Origin of the sequence: Thermoanaerobacterium sp. PSU-2, from assembly GCF_002102475.1 — a bacterium.
Taxonomy (GTDB): Bacteria; Bacillota; Thermoanaerobacteria; order Thermoanaerobacterales; family Thermoanaerobacteraceae; genus Thermoanaerobacterium.
In genome coordinates this window covers 114,076-133,479 of sequence record NZ_MSQD01000008.1, presented here as the reverse complement: position 1 = coordinate 133,479, position 19,404 = coordinate 114,076, and the positions used below count along the sequence as shown (strand labels likewise).

26 protein-coding genes and 1 pseudogene are annotated in these 19,404 nt (G+C 31.6%); 21 read left to right on the top strand and 6 right to left on the bottom strand.

Translation table 11 applies throughout. The features are described 5' to 3' along the window. The 4 genes and pseudogenes from BVF91_RS08140 to BVF91_RS08125 all read left to right on the top strand — a co-directional run. Positions 1-255, top strand: a pseudogene (locus BVF91_RS08140) (spermine/spermidine synthase domain-containing protein); the annotation flags it as partial. 173 nt (positions 256-428) lie between these two features. Next, positions 429-1,148 carry a PspA/IM30 family protein gene (locus BVF91_RS08135; RefSeq protein ID WP_085112926.1) on the top strand — a complete coding sequence of 240 codons (720 nt, stop codon included), beginning with the start codon at positions 429-431 and terminating at the stop codon, positions 1,146-1,148. A gap of 6 nt (positions 1,149-1,154) precedes the next feature. Then, complete coding sequence (locus BVF91_RS08130) at positions 1,155-1,805, top strand: hypothetical protein (RefSeq protein WP_085112925.1); 651 nt, start codon at positions 1,155-1,157, stop codon at positions 1,803-1,805. A 158-nt stretch (positions 1,806-1,963) separates the two neighbouring features. Then, on the top strand, positions 1,964-3,235 hold the full coding sequence (locus BVF91_RS08125) for an Nramp family divalent metal transporter (RefSeq protein WP_085112924.1): 1,272 nt from the start codon (positions 1,964-1,966) through the stop codon (positions 3,233-3,235). A 50-nt stretch (positions 3,236-3,285) separates the two neighbouring features. On the opposite strand, the gene BVF91_RS08120 is transcribed toward BVF91_RS08125, so the two are convergent. Together BVF91_RS08120 and BVF91_RS08115 are read right to left on the bottom strand one after the other, a co-directional pair. After that, positions 3,286-3,576 carry a hypothetical protein gene (locus tag BVF91_RS08120; RefSeq protein ID WP_085112923.1) on the bottom strand — a complete coding sequence of 97 codons (291 nt, stop codon included), beginning with the start codon at positions 3,574-3,576 and terminating at the stop codon, positions 3,286-3,288. Between the two features lie 115 nt (positions 3,577-3,691). Then, the gene (locus BVF91_RS08115) at positions 3,692-4,318 is read right to left on the bottom strand and encodes a class I SAM-dependent methyltransferase (protein WP_085112922.1); all 627 of its coding nucleotides are present in this window, start codon (positions 4,316-4,318) and stop codon (positions 3,692-3,694) included. A 119-nt stretch (positions 4,319-4,437) separates the two neighbouring features. Between BVF91_RS08115 and sigY the strand changes: the two genes are divergently transcribed. The 6 genes from sigY to BVF91_RS08085 all read left to right on the top strand — a co-directional run bounded on the left by sigY (position 4,438) and on the right by BVF91_RS08085 (position 7,667). Continuing rightward, on the top strand, positions 4,438-4,968 hold the full coding sequence (sigY, locus tag BVF91_RS08110) for an RNA polymerase sigma factor SigY (RefSeq protein WP_085112921.1): 531 nt from the start codon (positions 4,438-4,440) through the stop codon (positions 4,966-4,968). After that, positions 4,965-5,330: a DUF5345 family protein gene (locus tag BVF91_RS08105; RefSeq protein WP_085112920.1), complete on the top strand. Its 366-nt coding sequence runs from the start codon at positions 4,965-4,967 to the stop codon at positions 5,328-5,330. Before sigY ends, BVF91_RS08105 begins: the two co-directional genes overlap by 4 nt. A gap of 8 nt (positions 5,331-5,338) precedes the next feature. Further along, entirely contained in the window at positions 5,339-5,674 is a 336-nt protein-coding gene (locus BVF91_RS08100) for a zinc ribbon domain-containing protein (RefSeq protein WP_085112919.1), read from the top strand. Positions 5,675-5,677: 3 nt separating this feature from the next. Next, positions 5,678-5,884, top strand: coding sequence for a PLDc N-terminal domain-containing protein (locus BVF91_RS08095; RefSeq protein ID WP_085112918.1), 207 nt, complete (start codon positions 5,678-5,680; stop codon positions 5,882-5,884). Positions 5,885-6,007: 123 nt separating this feature from the next. Next, entirely contained in the window at positions 6,008-6,928 is a 921-nt protein-coding gene (locus BVF91_RS08090) for an ABC transporter ATP-binding protein (protein ID WP_085112917.1), read from the top strand. Next, the gene (locus BVF91_RS08085; RefSeq protein WP_085112916.1) at positions 6,915-7,667 is read left to right on the top strand and encodes an ABC transporter permease; all 753 of its coding nucleotides are present in this window, start codon (positions 6,915-6,917) and stop codon (positions 7,665-7,667) included. The genes BVF91_RS08090 and BVF91_RS08085 overlap by 14 nt, the downstream gene beginning before the upstream one ends. 250 nt (positions 7,668-7,917) lie before the next feature. Here BVF91_RS08085 and BVF91_RS08080 read toward each other — a convergent pair whose 3' ends face one another. The 3 genes from BVF91_RS08080 to BVF91_RS08070 form a co-directional block, all read right to left on the bottom strand. After that, positions 7,918-8,154: a YHS domain-containing protein gene (locus BVF91_RS08080; protein ID WP_240495850.1), complete on the bottom strand. Its 237-nt coding sequence runs from the start codon at positions 8,152-8,154 to the stop codon at positions 7,918-7,920. Between the two features lie 102 nt (positions 8,155-8,256). Then, positions 8,257-8,982 (bottom strand): cytochrome c biogenesis CcdA family protein, encoded by a 726-nt coding sequence (locus BVF91_RS08075; protein ID WP_013297266.1) that lies wholly within the window; start codon positions 8,980-8,982, stop codon positions 8,257-8,259. 10 nt (positions 8,983-8,992) lie between these two features. Then, a complete protein-coding gene (locus BVF91_RS08070) occupies positions 8,993-9,499 on the bottom strand; it encodes a hypothetical protein (protein WP_085112914.1) in 507 nt (168 codons plus the stop codon). Positions 9,500-9,732: 233 nt separating this feature from the next. Here BVF91_RS08070 and BVF91_RS08065 point away from each other — a divergent pair, with 233 nt between their 5' ends. The 5 genes from BVF91_RS08065 to BVF91_RS08045 are packed head-to-tail and all read left to right on the top strand — an operon-like array spanning position 9,733 to position 13,364. Next, on the top strand, positions 9,733-9,951 hold the full coding sequence (locus BVF91_RS08065; protein WP_013297268.1) for a zinc-ribbon domain-containing protein: 219 nt from the start codon (positions 9,733-9,735) through the stop codon (positions 9,949-9,951). 5 nt (positions 9,952-9,956) lie between these two features. Further along, a complete protein-coding gene (locus tag BVF91_RS08060; RefSeq protein WP_013297269.1) occupies positions 9,957-10,187 on the top strand; it encodes a zinc ribbon domain-containing protein in 231 nt (76 codons plus the stop codon). A gap of 11 nt (positions 10,188-10,198) precedes the next feature. Beyond that, complete coding sequence (locus BVF91_RS08055; protein ID WP_085112913.1) at positions 10,199-11,581, top strand: ATP-binding protein; 1,383 nt, start codon at positions 10,199-10,201, stop codon at positions 11,579-11,581. Positions 11,582-11,620: 39 nt separating this feature from the next. Then, positions 11,621-12,982, top strand: coding sequence for a sigma-54-dependent transcriptional regulator (locus BVF91_RS08050; protein WP_045409071.1), 1,362 nt, complete (start codon positions 11,621-11,623; stop codon positions 12,980-12,982). Continuing rightward, positions 12,951-13,364, top strand: a complete 414-nt coding sequence (locus tag BVF91_RS08045) for a NusG domain II-containing protein (RefSeq protein ID WP_085112912.1) — start codon at positions 12,951-12,953, stop codon at positions 13,362-13,364. Before BVF91_RS08050 ends, BVF91_RS08045 begins: the two co-directional genes overlap by 32 nt. A gap of 109 nt (positions 13,365-13,473) precedes the next feature. Here the strand turns inward: BVF91_RS08045 and BVF91_RS08040 are convergent, their stop codons facing one another. Beyond that, on the bottom strand, positions 13,474-13,626 hold the full coding sequence (locus tag BVF91_RS08040) for a DUF1540 domain-containing protein (RefSeq protein WP_085112911.1): 153 nt from the start codon (positions 13,624-13,626) through the stop codon (positions 13,474-13,476). A 190-nt stretch (positions 13,627-13,816) separates the two neighbouring features. Between BVF91_RS08040 and BVF91_RS08035 the strand changes: the two genes are divergently transcribed. The 6 genes from BVF91_RS08035 (at position 13,817) to rapZ (ending at position 19,391) form a co-directional block, all read left to right on the top strand. Further along, entirely contained in the window at positions 13,817-14,131 is a 315-nt protein-coding gene (locus BVF91_RS08035) for a DF family (seleno)protein (RefSeq protein WP_085112910.1), read from the top strand. 17 nt (positions 14,132-14,148) lie between these two features. Continuing rightward, complete coding sequence (locus BVF91_RS08030; RefSeq protein WP_085112909.1) at positions 14,149-16,545, top strand: heavy metal translocating P-type ATPase; 2,397 nt, start codon at positions 14,149-14,151, stop codon at positions 16,543-16,545. Positions 16,546-16,558: 13 nt separating this feature from the next. Further along, positions 16,559-16,729 carry a YrzR-like zinc ribbon domain gene (locus tag BVF91_RS13670; protein WP_013297276.1) on the top strand — a complete coding sequence of 57 codons (171 nt, stop codon included), beginning with the start codon at positions 16,559-16,561 and terminating at the stop codon, positions 16,727-16,729. 157 nt (positions 16,730-16,886) lie between these two features. Continuing rightward, entirely contained in the window at positions 16,887-17,792 is a 906-nt protein-coding gene (gene murB / locus BVF91_RS08025) for a UDP-N-acetylmuramate dehydrogenase (protein WP_085112908.1), read from the top strand. Between the two features lie 7 nt (positions 17,793-17,799). Further along, a complete protein-coding gene (locus BVF91_RS08020; RefSeq protein WP_085112931.1) occupies positions 17,800-18,531 on the top strand; it encodes a PHP domain-containing protein in 732 nt (243 codons plus the stop codon). Positions 18,532-18,536: 5 nt separating this feature from the next. Further along, on the top strand, positions 18,537-19,391 hold the full coding sequence (gene rapZ, locus BVF91_RS08015; protein ID WP_085112907.1) for an RNase adapter RapZ: 855 nt from the start codon (positions 18,537-18,539) through the stop codon (positions 19,389-19,391). The last annotated feature ends 13 nt before the right edge of the window (positions 19,392-19,404 follow it).

The following is a 19,404-nucleotide window of genomic DNA, read 5'->3' as shown; positions in this document are numbered from 1 at the left end:
TTAATAAATAAAATAATCATTTCATCAATATTAGTTATGATACTAGGCTTTTTTATGGGTATGCCCAGATTATTAGGCGCAGATGATAAGAATGTTATACCGATTGCTTGGGGTATCAACGGTGCAATGTCAGTAATCGGTTCGATTCTATCCGTAATAATATCTATGATATTTGGCTTTAAAATAACATTGATAACCGGTGCTATTATATATGGATTAATATGTTTATATAATAGAGACAGATTGATTTTATGACAGGAAACACATGTAATAAGCAGAAAAATCGCACTAACATCTAATTATAATTGTATGCTAATTTTGCACATAAATTTTCTATAATTGAAATTAAAATAATAGTTAAGATTTCATAAGATCTTCACATTTCTGAGGTAATATTAGAATATAAAATTGTAAAGGAGAGATTAATTATGAGTTTAGTAAAACGCATATCTAATATTTTTAAATCTAAGGCAAATGACATAGTAGAAAAGATGGAGGATCCTGAAGACACTTTAAATTACTCATTAGTAGAGATGAGAGAAAATTTATCTAAAATAAAAAAATCTATGCTAGATGTGGCAACATTAAAGAAAAAATTAGAAAATGAATTAAGCGACATCAATATTAAAATATCAGAACACGAGAAAAATGCTGAATTAGCTTTAGAAAGCGGTAGAGAGGATTTAGCAAAAGCATCAATACAAAATAAAAATGATTTAATAGAAAAAAAGGCAAACCTTGAATCACAGATAAAAAGCATAGAGGAGCAGCTTAAGAATATAGAAAAAAGTAAGGAACAAATGGAAGACAATTTAATAAAATTACAGAGCAAAAAAGAAGAACTTATCACTATGAAAAAAGTATCAGATGCACAGGTAATGATAAAAGAAACGCTGACAGGTATTGCAAATGATACAACTGATTTAGGTGAAAGAATAAGAAATGCAGAAGAAAAAATTAAAGAAAAATATGCAAAATCACAAGCTATTGATTATATGATTGATGCAGGCATGCTTGATAACATATTAGATGATGAAAATAAAGTAGAAAAAGAATTAAAAGAAATTGAAAAGCAAAAAAGAGCTGAAGAAGAATTTGAAGAACTTAAAAAGAGAGTAGCTGCAAAAAATCAAGCAATTAAGGAGTGAGTTATAGTGGGATGCGGCGGAAGAGGTTTTTATAGGTTCTTTGACTTAATTGATGATTTTGGATGCTGCGGAAATAGAGGATTCTACCATGAAAGACATTACGAATACGACAAATACGATGAAATGATAGCTGTAATAGATAGATTGTATGCAGAGGGTAAAATAGATACTGAATACTACCAAAGATTGAGAAAAGAAGCCGCAATTGGCAATCTAACAATGGACGATTTAATGAGAATTGAGATTAATAGCCAAAAGAAATCAAATCGTGAATACAAAGATATAGATCCAGAATTAAAAAAATATTATGATAAGTTGAATCAAATTGATAAGGCCAAAGAAGAATCAGAGAAGATAAAAAATGATTTATTATCAGAGATTGAGAATTTGAAAAGAAAATCTGAAAGATTAGAGAAAGCTGCAGAAGAGATGATTTCTGTAGACGAGGCTTCAACAAAAGATTATATTAAAGAAAAAATAGAAATTGAGAGTAAAATATCGACTCTTGAAAAGAGAAAACAAGATCTTGAAAAAGATATTTCTGATATGGACGAACTTAAAAATGAATTAAATCTTAAAATCCTTGAATTAAAATCATTAAAGCAAAGAGAGAGGCTAAATGACTTAAAATTTGATATAAAGGATATTAATAAATAGAACTCTAAAAGGGGTTCTATTTATTATTGCAGTATAGGGAAATATATTGTATAATCTAATTGAGAATGAATTTCAGAATCAAAGAATTGTAAAAATTGAATTTGCTTTTCTTATGGTTTACTGAGGTTAAGAAAAATTTATGCAGAAGGGGTGCTTAAATGTCTTTAAACGAAAACGAACTTACACTATCTCATGAATTTGAAGTATCAAAAAAGAAAAAATCTGCTATTTTATTACTACTTGCAACAATAGGTCCAGGGCTTACCGTTATGTTAGCGGATACTGATGCAGGATCTATTATAACATCGGCGCAATCTGGTGCAAGATGGGGTTATAGTTTGTTGTGGTTGCAATTTTTACTTATCCCGATTTTGTATTTTGTGCAGGAGCTTACAACACGTATTGGAATAACGACTGGTAAAGGGCATGGTGAATTGATTAAAGAAAAGTTTGGTGCAGGTTGGGCATGGTTTTCAGTTTTAACACTTGTAGTTTCTGCTATAGGTGCTTTAGTCACAGAATTTTCTGGTATTGCCAGTGTTGGCTTATTGTTTGGCATACCAAAGTGGATAAGCATATCTCTTGCATCAATCTCCTTAATATTAATAACAGGCTTTGGACGTTATACTATTGTTGAACGCATAGCTATATTTATCGGATTATTTGAACTAAGTTTTATACCAGCGGTTATACTATCACATCCCGATACTTCGTCAATAATAAATGGGATTATCGGACAGAAGCCTTTCTACGATGAATCTTATAGGCTTCTTATAGCAGCCAATGTTGGAGCGGTAATAATGCCTTGGATGATATTTTACCAACAAGGCGCTGTGATAGACAAAAAATTAACAGAAAAATCGATAAGGTTTAGCCGCATTGATACTGCTGTCGGTTCAGTTGTAACTCAGATAATCATGGCGGTTGTACTTGTATTAACGGCTGCCACTATTGGACGGATAAATCCAAATGTTTCACTTACGAATATTCAGCAGATTGCTGATTCACTTATACCATTTGTAGGTCAGGTTGGTGGCAAAATCTTATTTTCAGCAGGTATTATCGGCGCTTCTTTGATAGCAGCTGTTGTTGTTTCATTGGCAACTTCGTGGTCATTAGGTGAAGTTATGGATTTTAAGCGAAGCCTTAATTCATCATGGAAAGAAGCTCCAATATTTTATGGATTATATGCTGCAGGTATTATTGTTTCCGCCATTATCGTCTTATCAGGAGTACCCCTTGTAACATTGACAATTTCAGTTGAAATAATGAATTCATTGCTTTTGCCAATTGTCCTCGGATTTTTGATAGCACTGGGATGGAAGGCATTACCTGAAAAATATAAATTAAAAAATTGGGAAAAAATTGTACTTGCGATAATATATTTACTTGTATGTTCTTTGGGAATTCTCACATTGTTTCAGATATGATTTTAAATATGAATTAACTGCGTAAAAAAAGGAGCCATTCGGCTCCTAAATTACTTTTGCTCACCATTAATTTCGTTCTTTAGTGCATTTGTGCATGCATTTAACATATTTTGCGCATCTTTTTCATCTATTTTTCCACCCATCATATTTTGCACATCTTTTGCTGTCAGGCCTTTCATGTAGTTGTACATAGCACTATAGTTGAAATTTGAACCCATCATGTTAAACCCATAGCCGTTATTAATTGTATCGGCCTTTGCTCTTAATGCAGGCATTTGCGTAAATGCTATAGCACCTATTATTAGCACACCTGCAAATATAGCTATAACTTTCTTTCTCATTTAAAATTCCTCCTTGTTTTTTTGTTGTAATTTTATTATAAAATGCAATTATAAAGATCTTATGAAGATCGAGAAATTTTTTATAGAAATTTTTTATTTCACATATTCGAGTTTTTTATTTGCCTGCAATTATAAGTTTCATTATGTCAAGAGCTAGATTTTCTTCTTTAAGTATTTTAAATCCTGAAATCTTCAAATTTTTTACAGTATCTCTATTTATGTTAGCACCCCATGTGTTTACTGTAAGAGGATTGAGTATATCCATTAGTGTACCTAAGATTAGTTTTTTGCTTCTTACATGCTCAAGCATAAAAAGCTTCCCATCATATTTTAATACTCTTTTAAGTTCTTTTAATCCTTTTATAGGATCTGGCACAGAACAAAACACACAGCTTGTTACGATAGCATCAAATGTATTGTCATTAAACTCAAGATTTTCTATATCCATTACTCTAATATCGACATCTTTGCCATACTTTTTGGCTTTATCTTTTGCTATTTCTACCATTTTAGGTGAAAAATCAATACCATAAATGTTTTTACCTTCAGGATAATATAAAATATTACTACCAGTGCCAATACCTGCTTCAAGTATAGTGTTTCCTGAAACCTCGGACCAAAGCATCTTTCTCCACCTTTTACCGCCTGTAGACTCCATGAGGCTTTCCATCAGATCATAATATTTTGCAATTCTTTCATATCTTCTTTTAATAATTTCAGTTCTATTCGTTGAGCTTACCATATTGAATCAACTCCTTCATGTAATATTATACCTTAAATCTACTTTTACGATAAATCTGTTAAAATAAATGTGAACTTTTTTAGAATTTATGCGTTATATTTATGAGAGGTGGGCATGTGATGGATGAGAGCAAACTTATAAATGATGCAAAAAGCGGCGATAAATATGCATTAAATCTTCTTATAACTGAAAATTATAATGTTGTTCTTGGGTACTGTATTAAAATGACGGGAAATATGTCACTTGCCCAGGACATAGCACAGGAGGCTATGCTAAAAGCGGTATTAAATATTAATAAGTTTACACCGGATTTTAAATTTTCTTCTTGGTTAATAAGAATTGCCATCAATGTTTATAAAGATTTTTTAAGAAAAAGCAGAATAACTGAATGTATAGATGATATAGATATATTTTATGAAAATAATGTAGAAGATGATATTATAAGCAAGGTCAATTATAAGGAAGTTATGAAAATATTGTTAAACCTTCCATATGAAAAAAGGGCGGTATTTATATTGAAACACTATTATGGATATAAATACGAAGAAATTTCTAAAATAATGAATTGCCCAGTTGGAACGGTGCGTTCAAGGTTGCACTACTGCATTAAGCATATTATAGATGAGATGGAAAGAAGGAAATTGATATGAAGAAATGCCATAATGATATAGATCCTAAGCTTATAGATTCTTTTTATAATGAGTCAGATAATAAAAACATTGATAATGATGCATTTAATAAGCTCAATAAAATTTCAGATATGTTTGATATTTTTAATGAACCTGACGTAAAAATTAATGCATTTGAATTTATCCAAAAAGCTAATGAAATACGTAATAAAAAAAGAAATAAAAAAGAGCTTGCAATCTTCATACTTGTTTCAATTACATTTATAGCATTTTTGATTTTAGCTGCATCTAAAAATTTTAAGTTAATAATCATTTGTCAAATTATAATTTATTTATCTTTGCCGTTAACTGTTGTACCGTTATTAAAATTTAGAGAGGAGTAGAGGTTAAAATGAAGTATCTATTATTTATTCTATTGATTATATTACTTGTATTACAGGCGACATGGATATTTATAGATGCAAAAAAAAGAGGTGAAAAATATTATTGGCTCTGGGGGTTGTTTGGACTTTTAAATGTGCCATCATCGTTAATAATCTATATTTTAGTGACCCGCTATGAAGTCTCCAAATGTCCGAAATGTGGTGCTTCAATAAAAAAAAGTTACAATTATTGTCCATATTGTGGAGATGTGTTAAAAACTTCATTATGTCCACATTGTGGTAGGGAGATTAAAGATGAATGGGTATATTGCCCTAATTGCTCAAAAAAATTGAGGGAGGAATAAATTATGTTTGATAATTTAAATATATCTGAAATAATAAGACTTTTTGCTCCATTAATAATTATTCAATTAGGTCTTATGATTTTCTCAATATATCGTCTTACCAAGGATGAAGTCAGATTTTTGCCGAAATGGACCTGGCTTATAATTATAGTGCTCGGAGAAATTTTAGGACCACTTATATTTCTCATCATCGGAAGGGAAAAAGAGTAGACAATTTATCAATCAATCTATCTATCATTTTTCTTCTAATTCCTAATGCAAATAGGTGAAGAATATTTGACCACAATGAATGTAGAAGTTATAAATTATTGATTAGAGAGGAATGTTTTTTATATGATTGAAGTAAATAATTTAACTAAAAGCTATGGAAATAACACAGTTTTGAAACAAATGTCTTTCAAAATCGACAGAGGATTAATTTATGGTTTTTTAGGGAAAAATGGTGCTGGTAAGACAACAACAATGAATATTCTTACAGGTTTTACTAGATATGATAGTGGTGAAATATATATTGATGGTCTAAAATTTAGTGAAAATAAAAGAAGACTGTTAAAAAGAATCGGTTATCTGCCTGAAAATCCCGTGTTTTATAACTATATGAACTCAGAAGAATACTTAAACTTCATAGGTGAATTAAGCAATATGAAAAGCAAAGATAAACGTATTGAGGCCATTCTTGAAAGTGTAAATCTAAAATATGCAAAAAAAAAGAAAATTGGGGAATATTCGAGGGGTATGAAGCAGAGACTTGGTATAGCTGTAGCATTGTTGAATGATCCAGAGATAATATTTCTCGATGAACCAACATCTGCACTTGACCCAGAGGGCAGAATTGATGTATTGGAAATAATAGCTGAATTGAAAAAGCAAGGAAAAACAGTGTTTTTATCAACACATATTTTAAATGATGCTGAAAGAGTTTGCGATTATATAAGTATACTGGATAAAGGTGAAATCATCATATCTCAAAATCTGAATGAGCTTAAAAAGAAATATATCCAGCCTATTTATGACATTGAATTTGAAAATCCATGTGGTGATTTAAGTAATAGATTTGCTGATATAAAGTGGATTGATAGTATAAGAATAAATAAAAATATTGCGAGTATATATGTAAATGACATTTATGAAGCAAAGACAAAACTGATAAGAGAAATCGCAAAGCTTGATAATCCTGTAATCTCATATAAAATCCGTGAAGCAAGTTTAGAAGATATATTTATAAGGATGGTGAAGCAAAATGCCAACATTTAATGCATATTTTAAGAAGGAAATAATTGAGTCAATAAGACAATATAAATACCTTATTCTTGCTATTGGTATAATACTTTTTGCGATGCTCGACCCTATCATGTTAAAGGTGTTACCATTGATGCTTAAGAATAAGATTCCAGGTGATATCAGTGCATTAATAAAAATAAACTTTAGTACTGCTATTCAAAACTATATAAAGGATTTAAGCCAAGTATCTTTTCTAATCGTAATATTGACATTGATGGGGATATTAAGTGATGAGATATCATCGCATAAATTACTTTTTCCATATTCAAAGGGCTTGAATCCTGCTGCAATGGTCGCATCAAAAATATTGCATTATTCAATTGTATTGATAATATTCATATTTTTGGGATTCTCCATTAACTATTATTATGCAGATACTTTATTTAAAGATAATACAATACCTTTTAGTAAAATCATGTTTTCTGCAACATTGATATCACTTTTTTATATCTATACAGTAATATTGCTTACATTTTTGAGCAGTCTTTTCAAGAAATCAATCGTTGCGGCTGTCGCATTGTTGATTATAAATTTTGCGGCTTCAGCACTAATGAATATTGAAAAATTATCTGTATATATACCAAATAAGCTTATTGCATTAGCAAGTACATTTAATACATCAGATATTATAAAACCGCTAATATCTACTTTAATGTTAAGCATAGTATTTTATATCATTTCTATAATTAGAATGAACAAAATTGAAATATAAAAAATCATTGTTTACCTCCCAAACAAAATAGTCGTATCATTTAGTAAAAGAAATACTGATGTCAATGATGTAGTGCATTCGGATGATTATTAATAATAAAAAAATTGCAAAAGTATAAATAAGTGTACAAAAGAAAGTAGTGGATAGCTACTTTCTTTTAACGGTGCGCCAGGTATGGGTGATAGCTAGGCGATGATTTGTTGAGAGGACCCTGAATAAAACAATTATTCATCTCCTACTCGATTACGACTTATTTATTTTCAAATTCCTTTGCACAGGTTTCACTACAAAAATAATATCTTTTTCCATTTATAATTTTTGTTACGGTTTTATCAGCGGGTATGTGCATGCCACAGACAGGATCTTTTACCATTTCTATATTATTCATGTTATTATCTCCATGATGATGTTCCATATTTCCATTTTTCTCATAAGTATGATCATTATGGTTGTGACCACCGCAACATCCCATGTCGCCTTTATTCATCAAATACATTATCCCGATGAATAATAATATATATAATATAATATAGTACTCATGTTATCCCACCTTTTATAATTTATCCTTCTTTTATAAAAAATATAAAATTTACATTCCAAAAGGAAGTTTATAAGGTATTATCTTATTAAGAATACCAACTATATAAGAGTATCTATCAGTTAAAAGAAGGATTCCGAATATAATCATAATTGTACCCAAAATATTTGATATTGTTCTCATATATTTACTAATCTTGGTTAATCCAAAAAGTATTTTATCCATAAATAATCCAACAAGTATATATGGTACTGCAAGACCTATAGAGAATATAAACATGATGAGCATTCCTGATGCAGCAGAACCGGTACTTCCCGCATATATTAATATCGAATATAAAATAGGACCTATGCAATGAGAGCATGCAAATGCGAAAAACAGACCTATCAAAAAAGCTTTGAAAGTTCCAGTTTTAATTCCAAATATCTTATTTTCAGGTAGATTTATGCTTTTGAAATTGATATTTATAACCCCAAGTAGGTTTAGGCCGAACAAAATCACGAAAATACCGCCTATAATATTTAGTAAATATAAGTAGTTTTTAAATAATGATGCAATCCATCCTGCTGTACCGCCTGCAATTGTAAAAACAATTGTAAATGCAAGAATAAATGCAAATGTGCTTGATATGACATTTAATTTAATTTTTTTGTCTTTTATATTTTTAAGCTCTTCAATTGATAAACCTGTTATTGTTGTAAAATAAACAGTTATCATTGGAATAATACATGGCGATATAAATGATATTATACCTGCTATAAAAGCTATAAAGTACATTGAAATCACCTCATTTAAGCTCATCAGACTGCCATACAAACTCTCTTGTATTCGCACCGCCTATATTTTTTATGACTAATTTTATCGATTTTGTTGAGTTATCAAGGATTTTTTTTCCATTGATGTTATTTTCAACACTTAATATGCCTGATACATGATGACCGGAACCTTCTTCTTTCCAATTGAATCCATCTTTTATTGATAATCCTTTATCATTTACTAATTCTACGGATTTTGATAAATTAAGATCTGATAAATCCATCGAATGATTGTTTAACATCACCTGAAATTTAAGTATTTTATCACCTTGTTTATTTGGATTTAGAAACATTACATCTATGGAAATACTACCTTCATTATTTGTTTTTATATTTGAATTTTCTGCTACATTGTTGTTATATGTACCATATGGTACATCAGTTGTGTTTTTTCCAGCACCTCCTTTTAAGATTATTGGGATTGATATTGCCGATACAATAATAACAGTTGCTAAAAGAATGATTAAAATTTTTTTCATACTTGTATTCCTCCTTTATTCACATCTACTGCAAAAATCATGCCAATTTTATTTGATTAGCTTTCCAGTTTATTTCGCATAAGAAACCATAGGTATTTATATATTTATTACTTTCAGCAATATCAGATTTCATTAAATTGGCACAAAAATTGCATGAGATTATTAATGTACAACTTCACATACAATCTATGATTTATTGTTATAGATCCAAATTTTTTAAAGGGTGATTAATTATGAAAAACTGGTTAAATAATTGGTATTTATCATGTGGATCTGGTATCTACAATTTTATGGATTTATTTATATTGGCAGGTATTTTGACGATTATTGTAATAACTGTTTATGGTGTAAAGAAGCATTTAAAAAATAGATATTATTGTAAAGTGTGTGGGAACAAAATTGAAAAGGACTGGATCACATGTCCTTATTGTGGTAGAAGTCTAAAGAGGTGATAATTATGTTATTAATATTTATAGTAGCCGCAATATTTTTAAGCTTAATATTATTTGATGAAGATAATAACAATAAAAAAGATGTGCGATGCCCTAATTGCAATAGCAAAGTAGGAGAAAATGATATATTTTGTGCTGTATGTAAATCTAGATTAATGGTAAATTGCAAAAGTTGTGGTAAAATAGTAGATGCAAGATGGTCTTATTGTCCATATTGTAGTAAATCATTGAAGTAGGTGTTTTAAATTTGGTTTATAGCAGTGATAAAATTTTTATTGCAGTAATGACAATGGCAATTGCCTTTTTGCATTACTTTACTAAAGCAACAGCAATAGGATATCATGAGTTTTATACTTTATTATATTTTATACCGATTGTTTATTCAGCCTTTAAATATAGATTAAAGGGAGGGCTTACGGAATCTTCAGTTGTAGCAGTACTTTATTCACCACATCTAATGATTTATATGGGCAAATTCACAATTGATATTGTAAATCAATTTATAGAAGTAGGATTGTTTTTTGCTATAGGTATTATAACAGGTACTCTTGTAGAAAAAGAATATAAAGAAAAAAAGCTTCTCGAAAGCCAGCTTAGGAAAACAGCTTATATTGAAGATTATTTAAATAATATTTTAGAGTCAATCGTTAATGGTGTTGTAGCAGTAGACAAAGCTTATACGATAACTGCTATAAATGGATATGCGAAAGATTTAATGGATATTAATTCTGACATAATTGGAGCATTTATATACAAAATTATTCGAAATGGCGAGATTTTGAAGAGAAAAATTGATGAGGTTCTAAAAAATAAAAATTTAATAAGAGGATTTGAGTTTGACATTGAAACACTTTTAAACAATAAGAAACCCGTTAGATTACACATATATCCGCTAAAAAGTGAGATGAAATTTGACGGTGCTGTATTGGTTTTTGAAGATTTAAAGGAAGTTAAAGAAATGGAGAAAATAATGAGAAGAGCTGATAGGCTTTCAGCTCTTGGAGAAATGTCAGCGGGCATTGCTCATGAAATAAGAAACCCTCTTGGTATTATTAAAACAATCGCACAAACAATTTTATCTGAATCAAAACAAGTCGATAAAGAAGGTCTTGAGATAATAATTGGGGAAGTTGATAGAGCGGACAATGTAATTAAAGGGTTGCTAAATTTTGCAAAGCCAGAGTCTATTAATAAAGTAAGTAAAAATATTAATAATGTTTTAGAAGAAACTATTAATATTATAAATAAATACTCCATAAAAAGTAATGTTCAAATAATATTTGATAGATTGCCTGATGTTGAAGTGCTTGTCGATGACACATTAATAAAACAAGCATTTATAAATATAATGATTAATTCAATACAGGCCATGAGTGCTGGTGGAATATTACATTTACATGGTAACAAGGACAGCGAATTTTTAAACATCTATTTTGAAGATACAGGAATTGGAATCGAAGATGATAAAATAGATAAAGTATTTAATCCTTTTTTCACAACTAAAAGTGAGGGAACCGGCCTTGGACTATCCATAACTCATAGAATAATAGAGGAACATGGTGGTTATATATCATTATCAAGTATCGTTGGCGTAGGGACGAATGTTTTGGTAAGATTACCACTTCATTAAGAATAATTGTTCGATAATGAGAAAGGAATGCAGGTTAAAATGAGACATATTTTAGTTGCAGATGATGAGAAAAATATGAGATGGGCTTTGAAAAAAGCACTTTTTAATGATGGATATGTAATTGATGAAGCTGAAAATGGTGCAGTAGCTTTAAATAAATTTGAAAGCAGTATATATGATCTTATTATACTTGATATAAAGATGCCTGAGGTAAATGGCATAGATGTTTTAAAAACAATTAGAGAAAAGGACAAAGATATACCTGTAATTGTCATAACAGCGTATGGTGAAATAGATACCGCTATACAAGCGATAAAACTTGGTGCTGTAGATTATATTCAAAAACCCTTTGACATTAACGAACTGAAGCTAACAATAGGGAAAGCACTGGAGATTACAAATTTAAAAGAAGAAGTGAAGTTTTTGCGAGAAGAACTAAATGGCAAAGAATTTGATATAATAGGTGAAAGTTCTAAGCTCAAAGATGTTTTAAATATAGTTAAAAAAGTTGCACCAACAGATGCGACTGTTTTATTACTTGGTGAAAGCGGTACAGGTAAAGAGCTAATTGCAAAGGCAATACACAATTTAAGCAAGAGAAAAGATGGACCATATATAAAGGTCAATTGTGGGGCATTACCGGAGAATTTACTTGAAAGCGAATTATTTGGCTATGAGAAAGGTGCATTTACAGGTGCACTATCGCGTAAACCTGGCAGATTTGAAAGGGCTAACGGCGGCACCATATTTCTTGATGAAATAGGCGAAATATCACCCTCTATTCAGGTTAAAATGCTGAGAATTCTCCAGGAGAAGGAATTTGAAAGGCTTGGAGGTGTTGAGATTTTAAAAGCTGATGTAAGGGTTATTGCTGCAACAAATAAGAATCTTGAAAATATGGTTAAAGAAGGTGCTTTCAGAGAAGATTTGTTTTATAGATTAAATGTAGTTCCGATACAATTGCCACCTTTAAGAGAAAGAGTCGAGGATATTCCAATTCTTATTGATTATTTCTTAGATAAATATAGCAAGAATCTAAGACTTGAAAAATTTAAAATAGACAAATCTGCAATGAAGTTTTTAATGGAGTATTCTTGGCCAGGGAATATAAGAGAGCTTGAAAATTTAGTTGAGAGAATGCTGATTTTAAATCATGGATCTGTTATAAAGAAGGAAGATCTACCACTTGGATCAAACAAAATGATAAAAGATGTTGATAAAATCGTCTTACCTCCAAATGGGATTTCAATCGATGAACTTGAGAAAAATCTAATAGAACAGGCACTTGAGAGAACGGGCTATAACCAGACAAAAGCAGCAAAACTTCTTGGGCTTACAAGGCATACACTGATTTATAGGATGGAGAAGTATGGGATTAAGGAGCGTAGAGATAGTGACTAAATATGATAAATTTTTAATAGTATTTCTTTTAATAATTTCTGCCTCTAGCTTATTTCTTTTACCGAAAATAATGGCTAATAAAATTACCACTATGAATAATGTAGAAATTAAGGTAAATGGGAAATTAGTAAAAACAGTAATAGTGAATCGTAAGTCTCAACCTCAATATATAAAGTTTAAGTTTGGTAAATCAATAGGTATTATAGAGATGAAAAATGGCATGGTAAGAATGCTTCCAATGGATAAAAACATATGCCCGCAGGGCATATGTTCAAAAACGGGATGGATAAAAGAGTCATACCAATCAATTGTTTGCCTCCCAAACAAAATAGTTGTATCGTTTAGTAAAAGCAATACCGATGTTGATGGTGTAGTGTATTAATGCGATAAGCTGATAATAGGAAGATTTTAATAAAATTAAGTTAACAAAAGAAAGCGTTGTATATACGCTTTCTTTTAACAGTAAAAAATAATAGAAGATAGACTATTTGCTATCTTGACTTAAATGTTGTACATTCAGTTTCTGCGCTGGTCCTTGCTGTCGGGGTCTTTGGATTTACTTCGATTGATTGTGCATGGCATCTCATATCTTTCCAATATGTGCATGTGTTAACACCGCACTTTACTACGCTTTCTGCATTCATTAAAAACACCTCCAAATAATTTTAATCAAAATTATTATCTGCATATAGGATGCAGTTATGCATAAACTTATGAAAAGTTATCAAAATAATATTGACATAAACATATCGGAATAATATAATAACATTAGAGATACCTATAGGGGGTATATTAATAGTTATGTAATGTGATAAATTTTTAGGAGGTGGGAATATGGAGATAAGTTTTTTATACTTTGAAGGATGTCCTAATTCAGAACCAGCATTAAGATTGTTAAAAGAGGTTTTATCAGAAAAAAATATTAAAGATGATATAGACATAGTAAAGATAGAATCTGAAGAAGATGCATATATATATAAATTTTTAGGTTCACCGTCAATTCATATCAATGGAAAAGACATCGAAAAAGAGAGAAGGAATGATGAACCTCTTTATGGATGCAGAGTGTATAAAGTGAATGGACGTAATTCTGGTGTGCCACCTAAAGAAATGATTTCAAAAGCTATTGATGAGGCATTAGAAGTATAATTTAAGGAGATGATTACATGCCTGAAAAAGCTACTTTAAAAATTACCGGCATGACTTGTGCGTCTTGTGCCGCTCGCATAGAAAAGGGTCTTAAAAATTTAGAAGGAATTGATGAAGCTAATGTTAACTTAGCGGTTGAGAAAGCCACAGTTGTGTATGACCCAGAAAAAGTTGACATAGATGATATGACGAAAAAAATCGAAGATTTAGGATACGGTGTAGTAAGGGACAAAGCAGATTTTGTATTGATTGGCATGTCATGTGCTTCATGTGCTACTAAAATAGAAAAGACTTTGAATAAATTGCCTGGTGTATATAAAGCAAACGTTAATTTTGCCACAGAGGAGGCATCTGTGGAATATAATTCAGATGCTATAAGTGTAGAACAGATGGCAAAAGCTATAAGAGACATCGGCTATGATGCGAAAGAAAAAAAAGATAATGTGTTAGATTATGAAAAAAATGAGAGAGAAGCCGAGATAAAAAGGACAAAAGCCATGGTGATTGTATCTTCGATTTTGACTTTTCCGCTTCTTCTTGCTATGGTATTAAAAGTTTTTAAATTACCTGCAGGTATTTTAGAAGCGCCGTGGTTTCAAATACTTTTAGCTACACCAGTTCAATTTATTATTGGATATAGGTATTACAAAGGTGCTTGGCATAATTTAAAAAACATGTCAGCCAACATGGATACATTGGTTGCTCTCGGTACATCTGCTGCATATTTTTATAGCCTGTACAATGTTTTTACTAAGCCTATGTCAGAAATACACAATTATATGTATTTTGAAGCGTCGGCCGTTGTAATCACTCTTATTACATTAGGAAAAATGCTTGAAGCTATAGCAAAAGGTAAAACATCTGAAGCAATAAAAAAACTGATGGGTCTTCAGGCGAAAACTGCCAGAGTCATAAGAAATGGAGAAGAAATAGACATACCGATTGAAGAAGTAAAAGTAGGAGATATAGTTATAGTAAGGCCAGGTGAAAAAATACCTGTAGATGGTGTAATTGTAGAGGGAAGTTCTGCTATAGATGAATCAATGATAACTGGAGAATCTATTCCTGTTGATAAAAATGTCAATGACGAAGTAATAGGCGCGACAATAAATAAGACAGGTACTTTTAAGTTTAAAGCGACGAAGGTTGGGAAAGATACGGTGCTATCACAGATAATAAAGATGGTAGAAGATGCACAGGGATCTAAAGCACCTATCCAAGAGATTGCTGATAAGGTATCAGGAGTTTTTGTGCCTGTAGTCATTGGAATAGCAGTAATTACATTTTTGATATGGTACCTTGTTTTAGGAAATCTTAATGGAGGTGTAATAAGTGCAGTATCTGTACTTGTTATAGCATGTCCTTGTGCATTAGGTCTTGCAACGCCTACATCCGTGATGGTAGGTACAGGTAAAGGTGCAGAAAATGGCATACTTATAAAAGGCGGCGAATATTTACAAAAGGCCAAAGAGATTAATGCTATTGTGTTAGACAAAACCGGCACTATTACAAAAGGAGAACCTGTAGTCACTGATGTCATTTCATTTAGTCAATTGAAGGAAGATGATTTGCTTTATATTGCTGGAATAGCTGAAAAAAATTCTGAGCATCCGCTTGGTAAAGCAATTGTGAATAAATCAAAGGAAAACTGCGAAAAATTGCCAGATCCGAGCAAATTTGAGACTATACCAGGCTACGGTATTTGTGCTATAATTAACGAAAAAGAATATTATATTGGGAATAGAAGGTTGATGGATAGGCAAAATGTAGATATATCTGACATAAAACATTATTTAGAAGATCTTGAGAGCGAAGGCAAAACCGTTATGATTTTATCATCCGAAGGTAAAGTTTTGGGTGTAATAGCGGTTGCGGATGTGCCTAAGGAAGATTCAGCAAAGGCTATACAAGAATTAAAAGCTTTAAACATAGATGTATACATGATAACTGGCGACAATGGAAGAACTGCTGAAGCTATTGCAAAACAAGTTGGTATTGATCATGTATTAGCAGAAGTTTTGCCAGAAAAAAAGGCGGAAGAAGTCATAAAGTTACAAAAACAGGGTAAAATAGTTGCAATGGTTGGAGATGGCATAAACGATGCTCCAGCGTTAGCACAATCAGATTTAGGTATTGCCATAGGGACTGGAACGGACGTAGCAATTGAGACGTCAGATATCACGCTTATAAGCGGTAGTTTAATGAGTTTAGTGACAGCGATAAAATTAAGCAGAGCTACCATGAGAAATATTTATCAGAATCTGTTTTGGGCTTTTATTTATAATACAATAGGAATTCCATTTGCTGCAGCAGGTCTTTTAAATCCAGCTATTGCAGGGGGTGCAATGGCATTTAGTTCAGTATCAGTTGTGTCAAACGCCTTAAGGCTGAGGAGGTTCAGATCAGCTAATTAGTGAGGTGAGTTATATGGAATGCCCAAATTGCAAAAGCACTAATGTGGGTAAAATAGGCAATAACCTATATTTTTGCAGGGATTGCAATTGTGAGATTAAGATCAAAAAGTGTACGGCTGTTGTTAGTGTTTATGACTCTGAGGGCTGCATTAGTAAAAGATTTAAAGTATGTTACAATGTCTGAGGAAGGTTTAAAAAAGCCTTCTATTTTTTTGTCTTTTTTATGTTTTAAAAAAGTGCTATACTCTAAGAGGAAAACAAAATGGAATTAAACATGATAATAGTTGATAAAATATTACTGAATGAAAGTTTGCTGTAAATACATGTAGGGAGTTGATATATTGGAAAAGATTGTAGAAGCATTAAAGAAAGTGATTTCTGATGAGAATATATATATAAATGAACCTATGTCAAGACATACATCTTTTAGGATTGGTGGTCCGGCGGATGTACTGATTATACCTCAAAGTGTGGATGAACTGATAAAAGTTATGGATTTAATAAAAGCTGAGAATATACCTTATTTTATACTTGGCAACGGAACAAATATAATAGTTTCAGATAAGGGAATAAGGGGTGTAGTGATAAAACTTACTGCTATTAGGAAAATTTCTGTAGATGGTGAGAGAATTGTATCGGAGGCTGGTGCATTGCTTTCGTCGATTGCAAATGCAGCTCTTGACAATGAACTCACAGGGTTTGAATTTGCCAGTGGTATACCAGGCACATTAGGTGGTGCTATCACAATGAATGCCGGTGCGTATGGTCCTGAAATAAAAGACGTAGTTGAGAAAGTAGAAGTTATTGATGAAGATGGTTCTATTTATGAAGTAGAAAATGGTAACATGAGATTTGGATATAGAAGCAGTTTAATACAGTTAGATAATTTGATTGCAATAAGAGCGTGGATTCACTTGAAAAAAGGAAATTATAAGGACATAAAAGCAAAAATGGACGAATTAAATGGATTGAGAAAAATAAAGCAACCGTTGGAATACCCAAGTGCTGGAAGCGTATTTAAAAGGCCAGAAGGATTTTATGCGGGAAAATTAATTCAAGATGCTGGACTAAGTGGATATACAATCGGTGGCGCGCAAGTATCTGAAAAGCATTGTGGGTTTATCATAAATAAAGGCAATGCGACTGCAGATGATGTTTTAAATCTAATTGCATACATAAAAAAAACAGTCAAGGACAAGTTTGGCGTAGATCTGGAGACGGAAGTAAAAATAATTGGTGAAAGGTAATTTAAGGATGGAAATTTTTGCTGATTATCACACACATACTGTATTTAGCCATGGGAAAGGTACAATTGAAGATAATGTAAAAGCTGCAATTAAAAAAGGACTTAAAGAAATCGCCATTACTGATCATGGACCGAGGCATATATTTTTTGGCGTAAGGAGTTGCAATTACAGGAAAATCAGAGATGAAATAGACAGAATGAATGAGAAATTTCCTGACATAAAGGTTTTAATGGGAGTAGAAGCAAATCTTATAAGCTTAAATGGCGACATAGATGTGGATGATGAGCTTTTAAAATATATAGATATACTGCTTATGGGTTATCATACGGGTGTTGCGCCATTTGATTTTTATAACCTTATTCATCTATTTGGGAAAAATGCAGCCAGCAAATATTTTAGCTCTTTAAAAACTGTTGTAAGAGAGCAGAATACAGATGCAATGATAAAAGCCATAAATAAATACGATATAAATATAATTACACATCCTGGAGCAAAAGTCGATATAGATACTAAGAGACTTGCTTTAGCGGCAAAAGCCAAAGGAACGGCTCTTGAGATAAACTCAAGCCACGGATATATGACTGTAGAATACGTGAAAATAGCAAAATCTGTTGGTGCAAAATTTGTCATTGACAGCGATGCACACACACCGTCGAGAGTTGGCGATTTTGCGAGAGGAATCGAAATCGCGAAAAAAGCAGGACTTGCAACAGATGATATAATAAATGCTAAGGAGTGATACAAATGAGGTTTGTGATAATTACCGGTCTTTCAGGTGCGGGGAAAAGCCAAGCATTGAAATCGATGGAGGACATCGGATTCTTTTGTATTGACAACTTTCCTCCAGCATTGATACCGAAGTTGGCTGATCTCTTTTACGGATCTAAAGACATAGATAAAGTAGCACTCGGCATGGATTTACGTGGTGGACAACTATTTAAAGATATTTTTTCTGCTATAGACTATTTAAAGAAAAATAAGTATGATTATGAAATAATCTTTTTGGAGGCTTCAGATGAAGCTTTGATAAAGAGATTCAAGGAAACAAGGAGACGACATCCACTTACAGATGGAGGCTCCATAATAAATGGAATAAAAGACGAAAGGCAAAAACTTGCGGAAATAAGAAAAATGGCAAGCAGTATCATTGACACGACGAATTTGACTGCGGCTCAGCTTAAACAGGAATTGTATAATATTTTCATCGAAGGAAGAAAATTCAAAGGTATAATCGTAAATGTAATGTCATTTGGATTTAAATACGGTATACCCCTTGACGCCGATCTTGTATTCGATGTGAGGTTTTTGCCAAATCCATACTATATAGATGAACTTAGACCACTTACAGGAAATGATAAAAAAGTAATGGATTATGTCATGAAGTGGGAAGAAGCAAAACAATTTTTAAATAAGTTGGAAGACATGATAGAGTTTTTACTGCCATTTTATATAAGGGAAGGAAAATCACAGCTTGTAATAGCTGTTGGATGTACAGGTGGTAAACATAGATCTGTAACTATTGCGAATGCCTTATACGATTTACTGAGAGAAAGGGACTACACAGCTATAATAAATCATAGAGATATTAGAGAAGAATAAGCGATAGTATTCT

Excerpts from the sequence above, each read along its gene's own strand:
- BVF91_RS08085 (WP_085112916.1), top strand. The coding sequence starts at position 6,915 with ATGCCAACATTTAATGCATATTTTAAGAAGGAAATAATTGAGTCAATA.
- BVF91_RS08020 (WP_085112931.1), top strand. The coding sequence starts at position 17,800 with ATGGAAATTTTTGCTGATTATCACACACATACTGTATTTAGCCATGGG.
- BVF91_RS08065 (WP_013297268.1), top strand. The coding sequence starts at position 9,733 with ATGAAAAACTGGTTAAATAATTGGTATTTATCATGTGGATCTGGTATC.
- BVF91_RS08125 (WP_085112924.1), top strand. The coding sequence starts at position 1,964 with ATGTCTTTAAACGAAAACGAACTTACACTATCTCATGAATTTGAAGTA.
- BVF91_RS08060 (WP_013297269.1), top strand. The coding sequence starts at position 9,957 with ATGTTATTAATATTTATAGTAGCCGCAATATTTTTAAGCTTAATATTA.
- rapZ (WP_085112907.1), top strand. The coding sequence starts at position 18,537 with ATGAGGTTTGTGATAATTACCGGTCTTTCAGGTGCGGGGAAAAGCCAA.
- BVF91_RS08045 (WP_085112912.1), top strand. The coding sequence starts at position 12,951 with ATGGGATTAAGGAGCGTAGAGATAGTGACTAAATATGATAAATTTTTA.
- BVF91_RS08075 (WP_013297266.1), bottom strand. The coding sequence starts at position 8,982 with ATGTACTTTATAGCTTTTATAGCAGGTATAATATCATTTATATCGCCA.
- BVF91_RS08135 (WP_085112926.1), top strand. The coding sequence starts at position 429 with ATGAGTTTAGTAAAACGCATATCTAATATTTTTAAATCTAAGGCAAAT.
- BVF91_RS08090 (WP_085112917.1), top strand. The coding sequence starts at position 6,008 with ATGATTGAAGTAAATAATTTAACTAAAAGCTATGGAAATAACACAGTT.
- BVF91_RS08095 (WP_085112918.1), top strand. The coding sequence starts at position 5,678 with ATGTTTGATAATTTAAATATATCTGAAATAATAAGACTTTTTGCTCCA.
- BVF91_RS08040 (WP_085112911.1), bottom strand. The coding sequence starts at position 13,626 with ATGAATGCAGAAAGCGTAGTAAAGTGCGGTGTTAACACATGCACATAT.
- BVF91_RS08120 (WP_085112923.1), bottom strand. The coding sequence starts at position 3,576 with ATGAGAAAGAAAGTTATAGCTATATTTGCAGGTGTGCTAATAATAGGT.
- BVF91_RS13670 (WP_013297276.1), top strand. The coding sequence starts at position 16,559 with ATGGAATGCCCAAATTGCAAAAGCACTAATGTGGGTAAAATAGGCAAT.
- BVF91_RS08050 (WP_045409071.1), top strand. The coding sequence starts at position 11,621 with ATGAGACATATTTTAGTTGCAGATGATGAGAAAAATATGAGATGGGCT.
- BVF91_RS08035 (WP_085112910.1), top strand. The coding sequence starts at position 13,817 with ATGGAGATAAGTTTTTTATACTTTGAAGGATGTCCTAATTCAGAACCA.
- BVF91_RS08080 (WP_240495850.1), bottom strand. The coding sequence starts at position 8,154 with ATGAATAAAGGCGACATGGGATGTTGCGGTGGTCACAACCATAATGAT.
- BVF91_RS08030 (WP_085112909.1), top strand. The coding sequence starts at position 14,149 with ATGCCTGAAAAAGCTACTTTAAAAATTACCGGCATGACTTGTGCGTCT.
- BVF91_RS08105 (WP_085112920.1), top strand. The coding sequence starts at position 4,965 with ATGAAGAAATGCCATAATGATATAGATCCTAAGCTTATAGATTCTTTT.
- BVF91_RS08070 (WP_085112914.1), bottom strand. The coding sequence starts at position 9,499 with ATGAAAAAAATTTTAATCATTCTTTTAGCAACTGTTATTATTGTATCG.
- sigY (WP_085112921.1), top strand. The coding sequence starts at position 4,438 with ATGGATGAGAGCAAACTTATAAATGATGCAAAAAGCGGCGATAAATAT.
- BVF91_RS08115 (WP_085112922.1), bottom strand. The coding sequence starts at position 4,318 with ATGGTAAGCTCAACGAATAGAACTGAAATTATTAAAAGAAGATATGAA.
- BVF91_RS08100 (WP_085112919.1), top strand. The coding sequence starts at position 5,339 with ATGAAGTATCTATTATTTATTCTATTGATTATATTACTTGTATTACAG.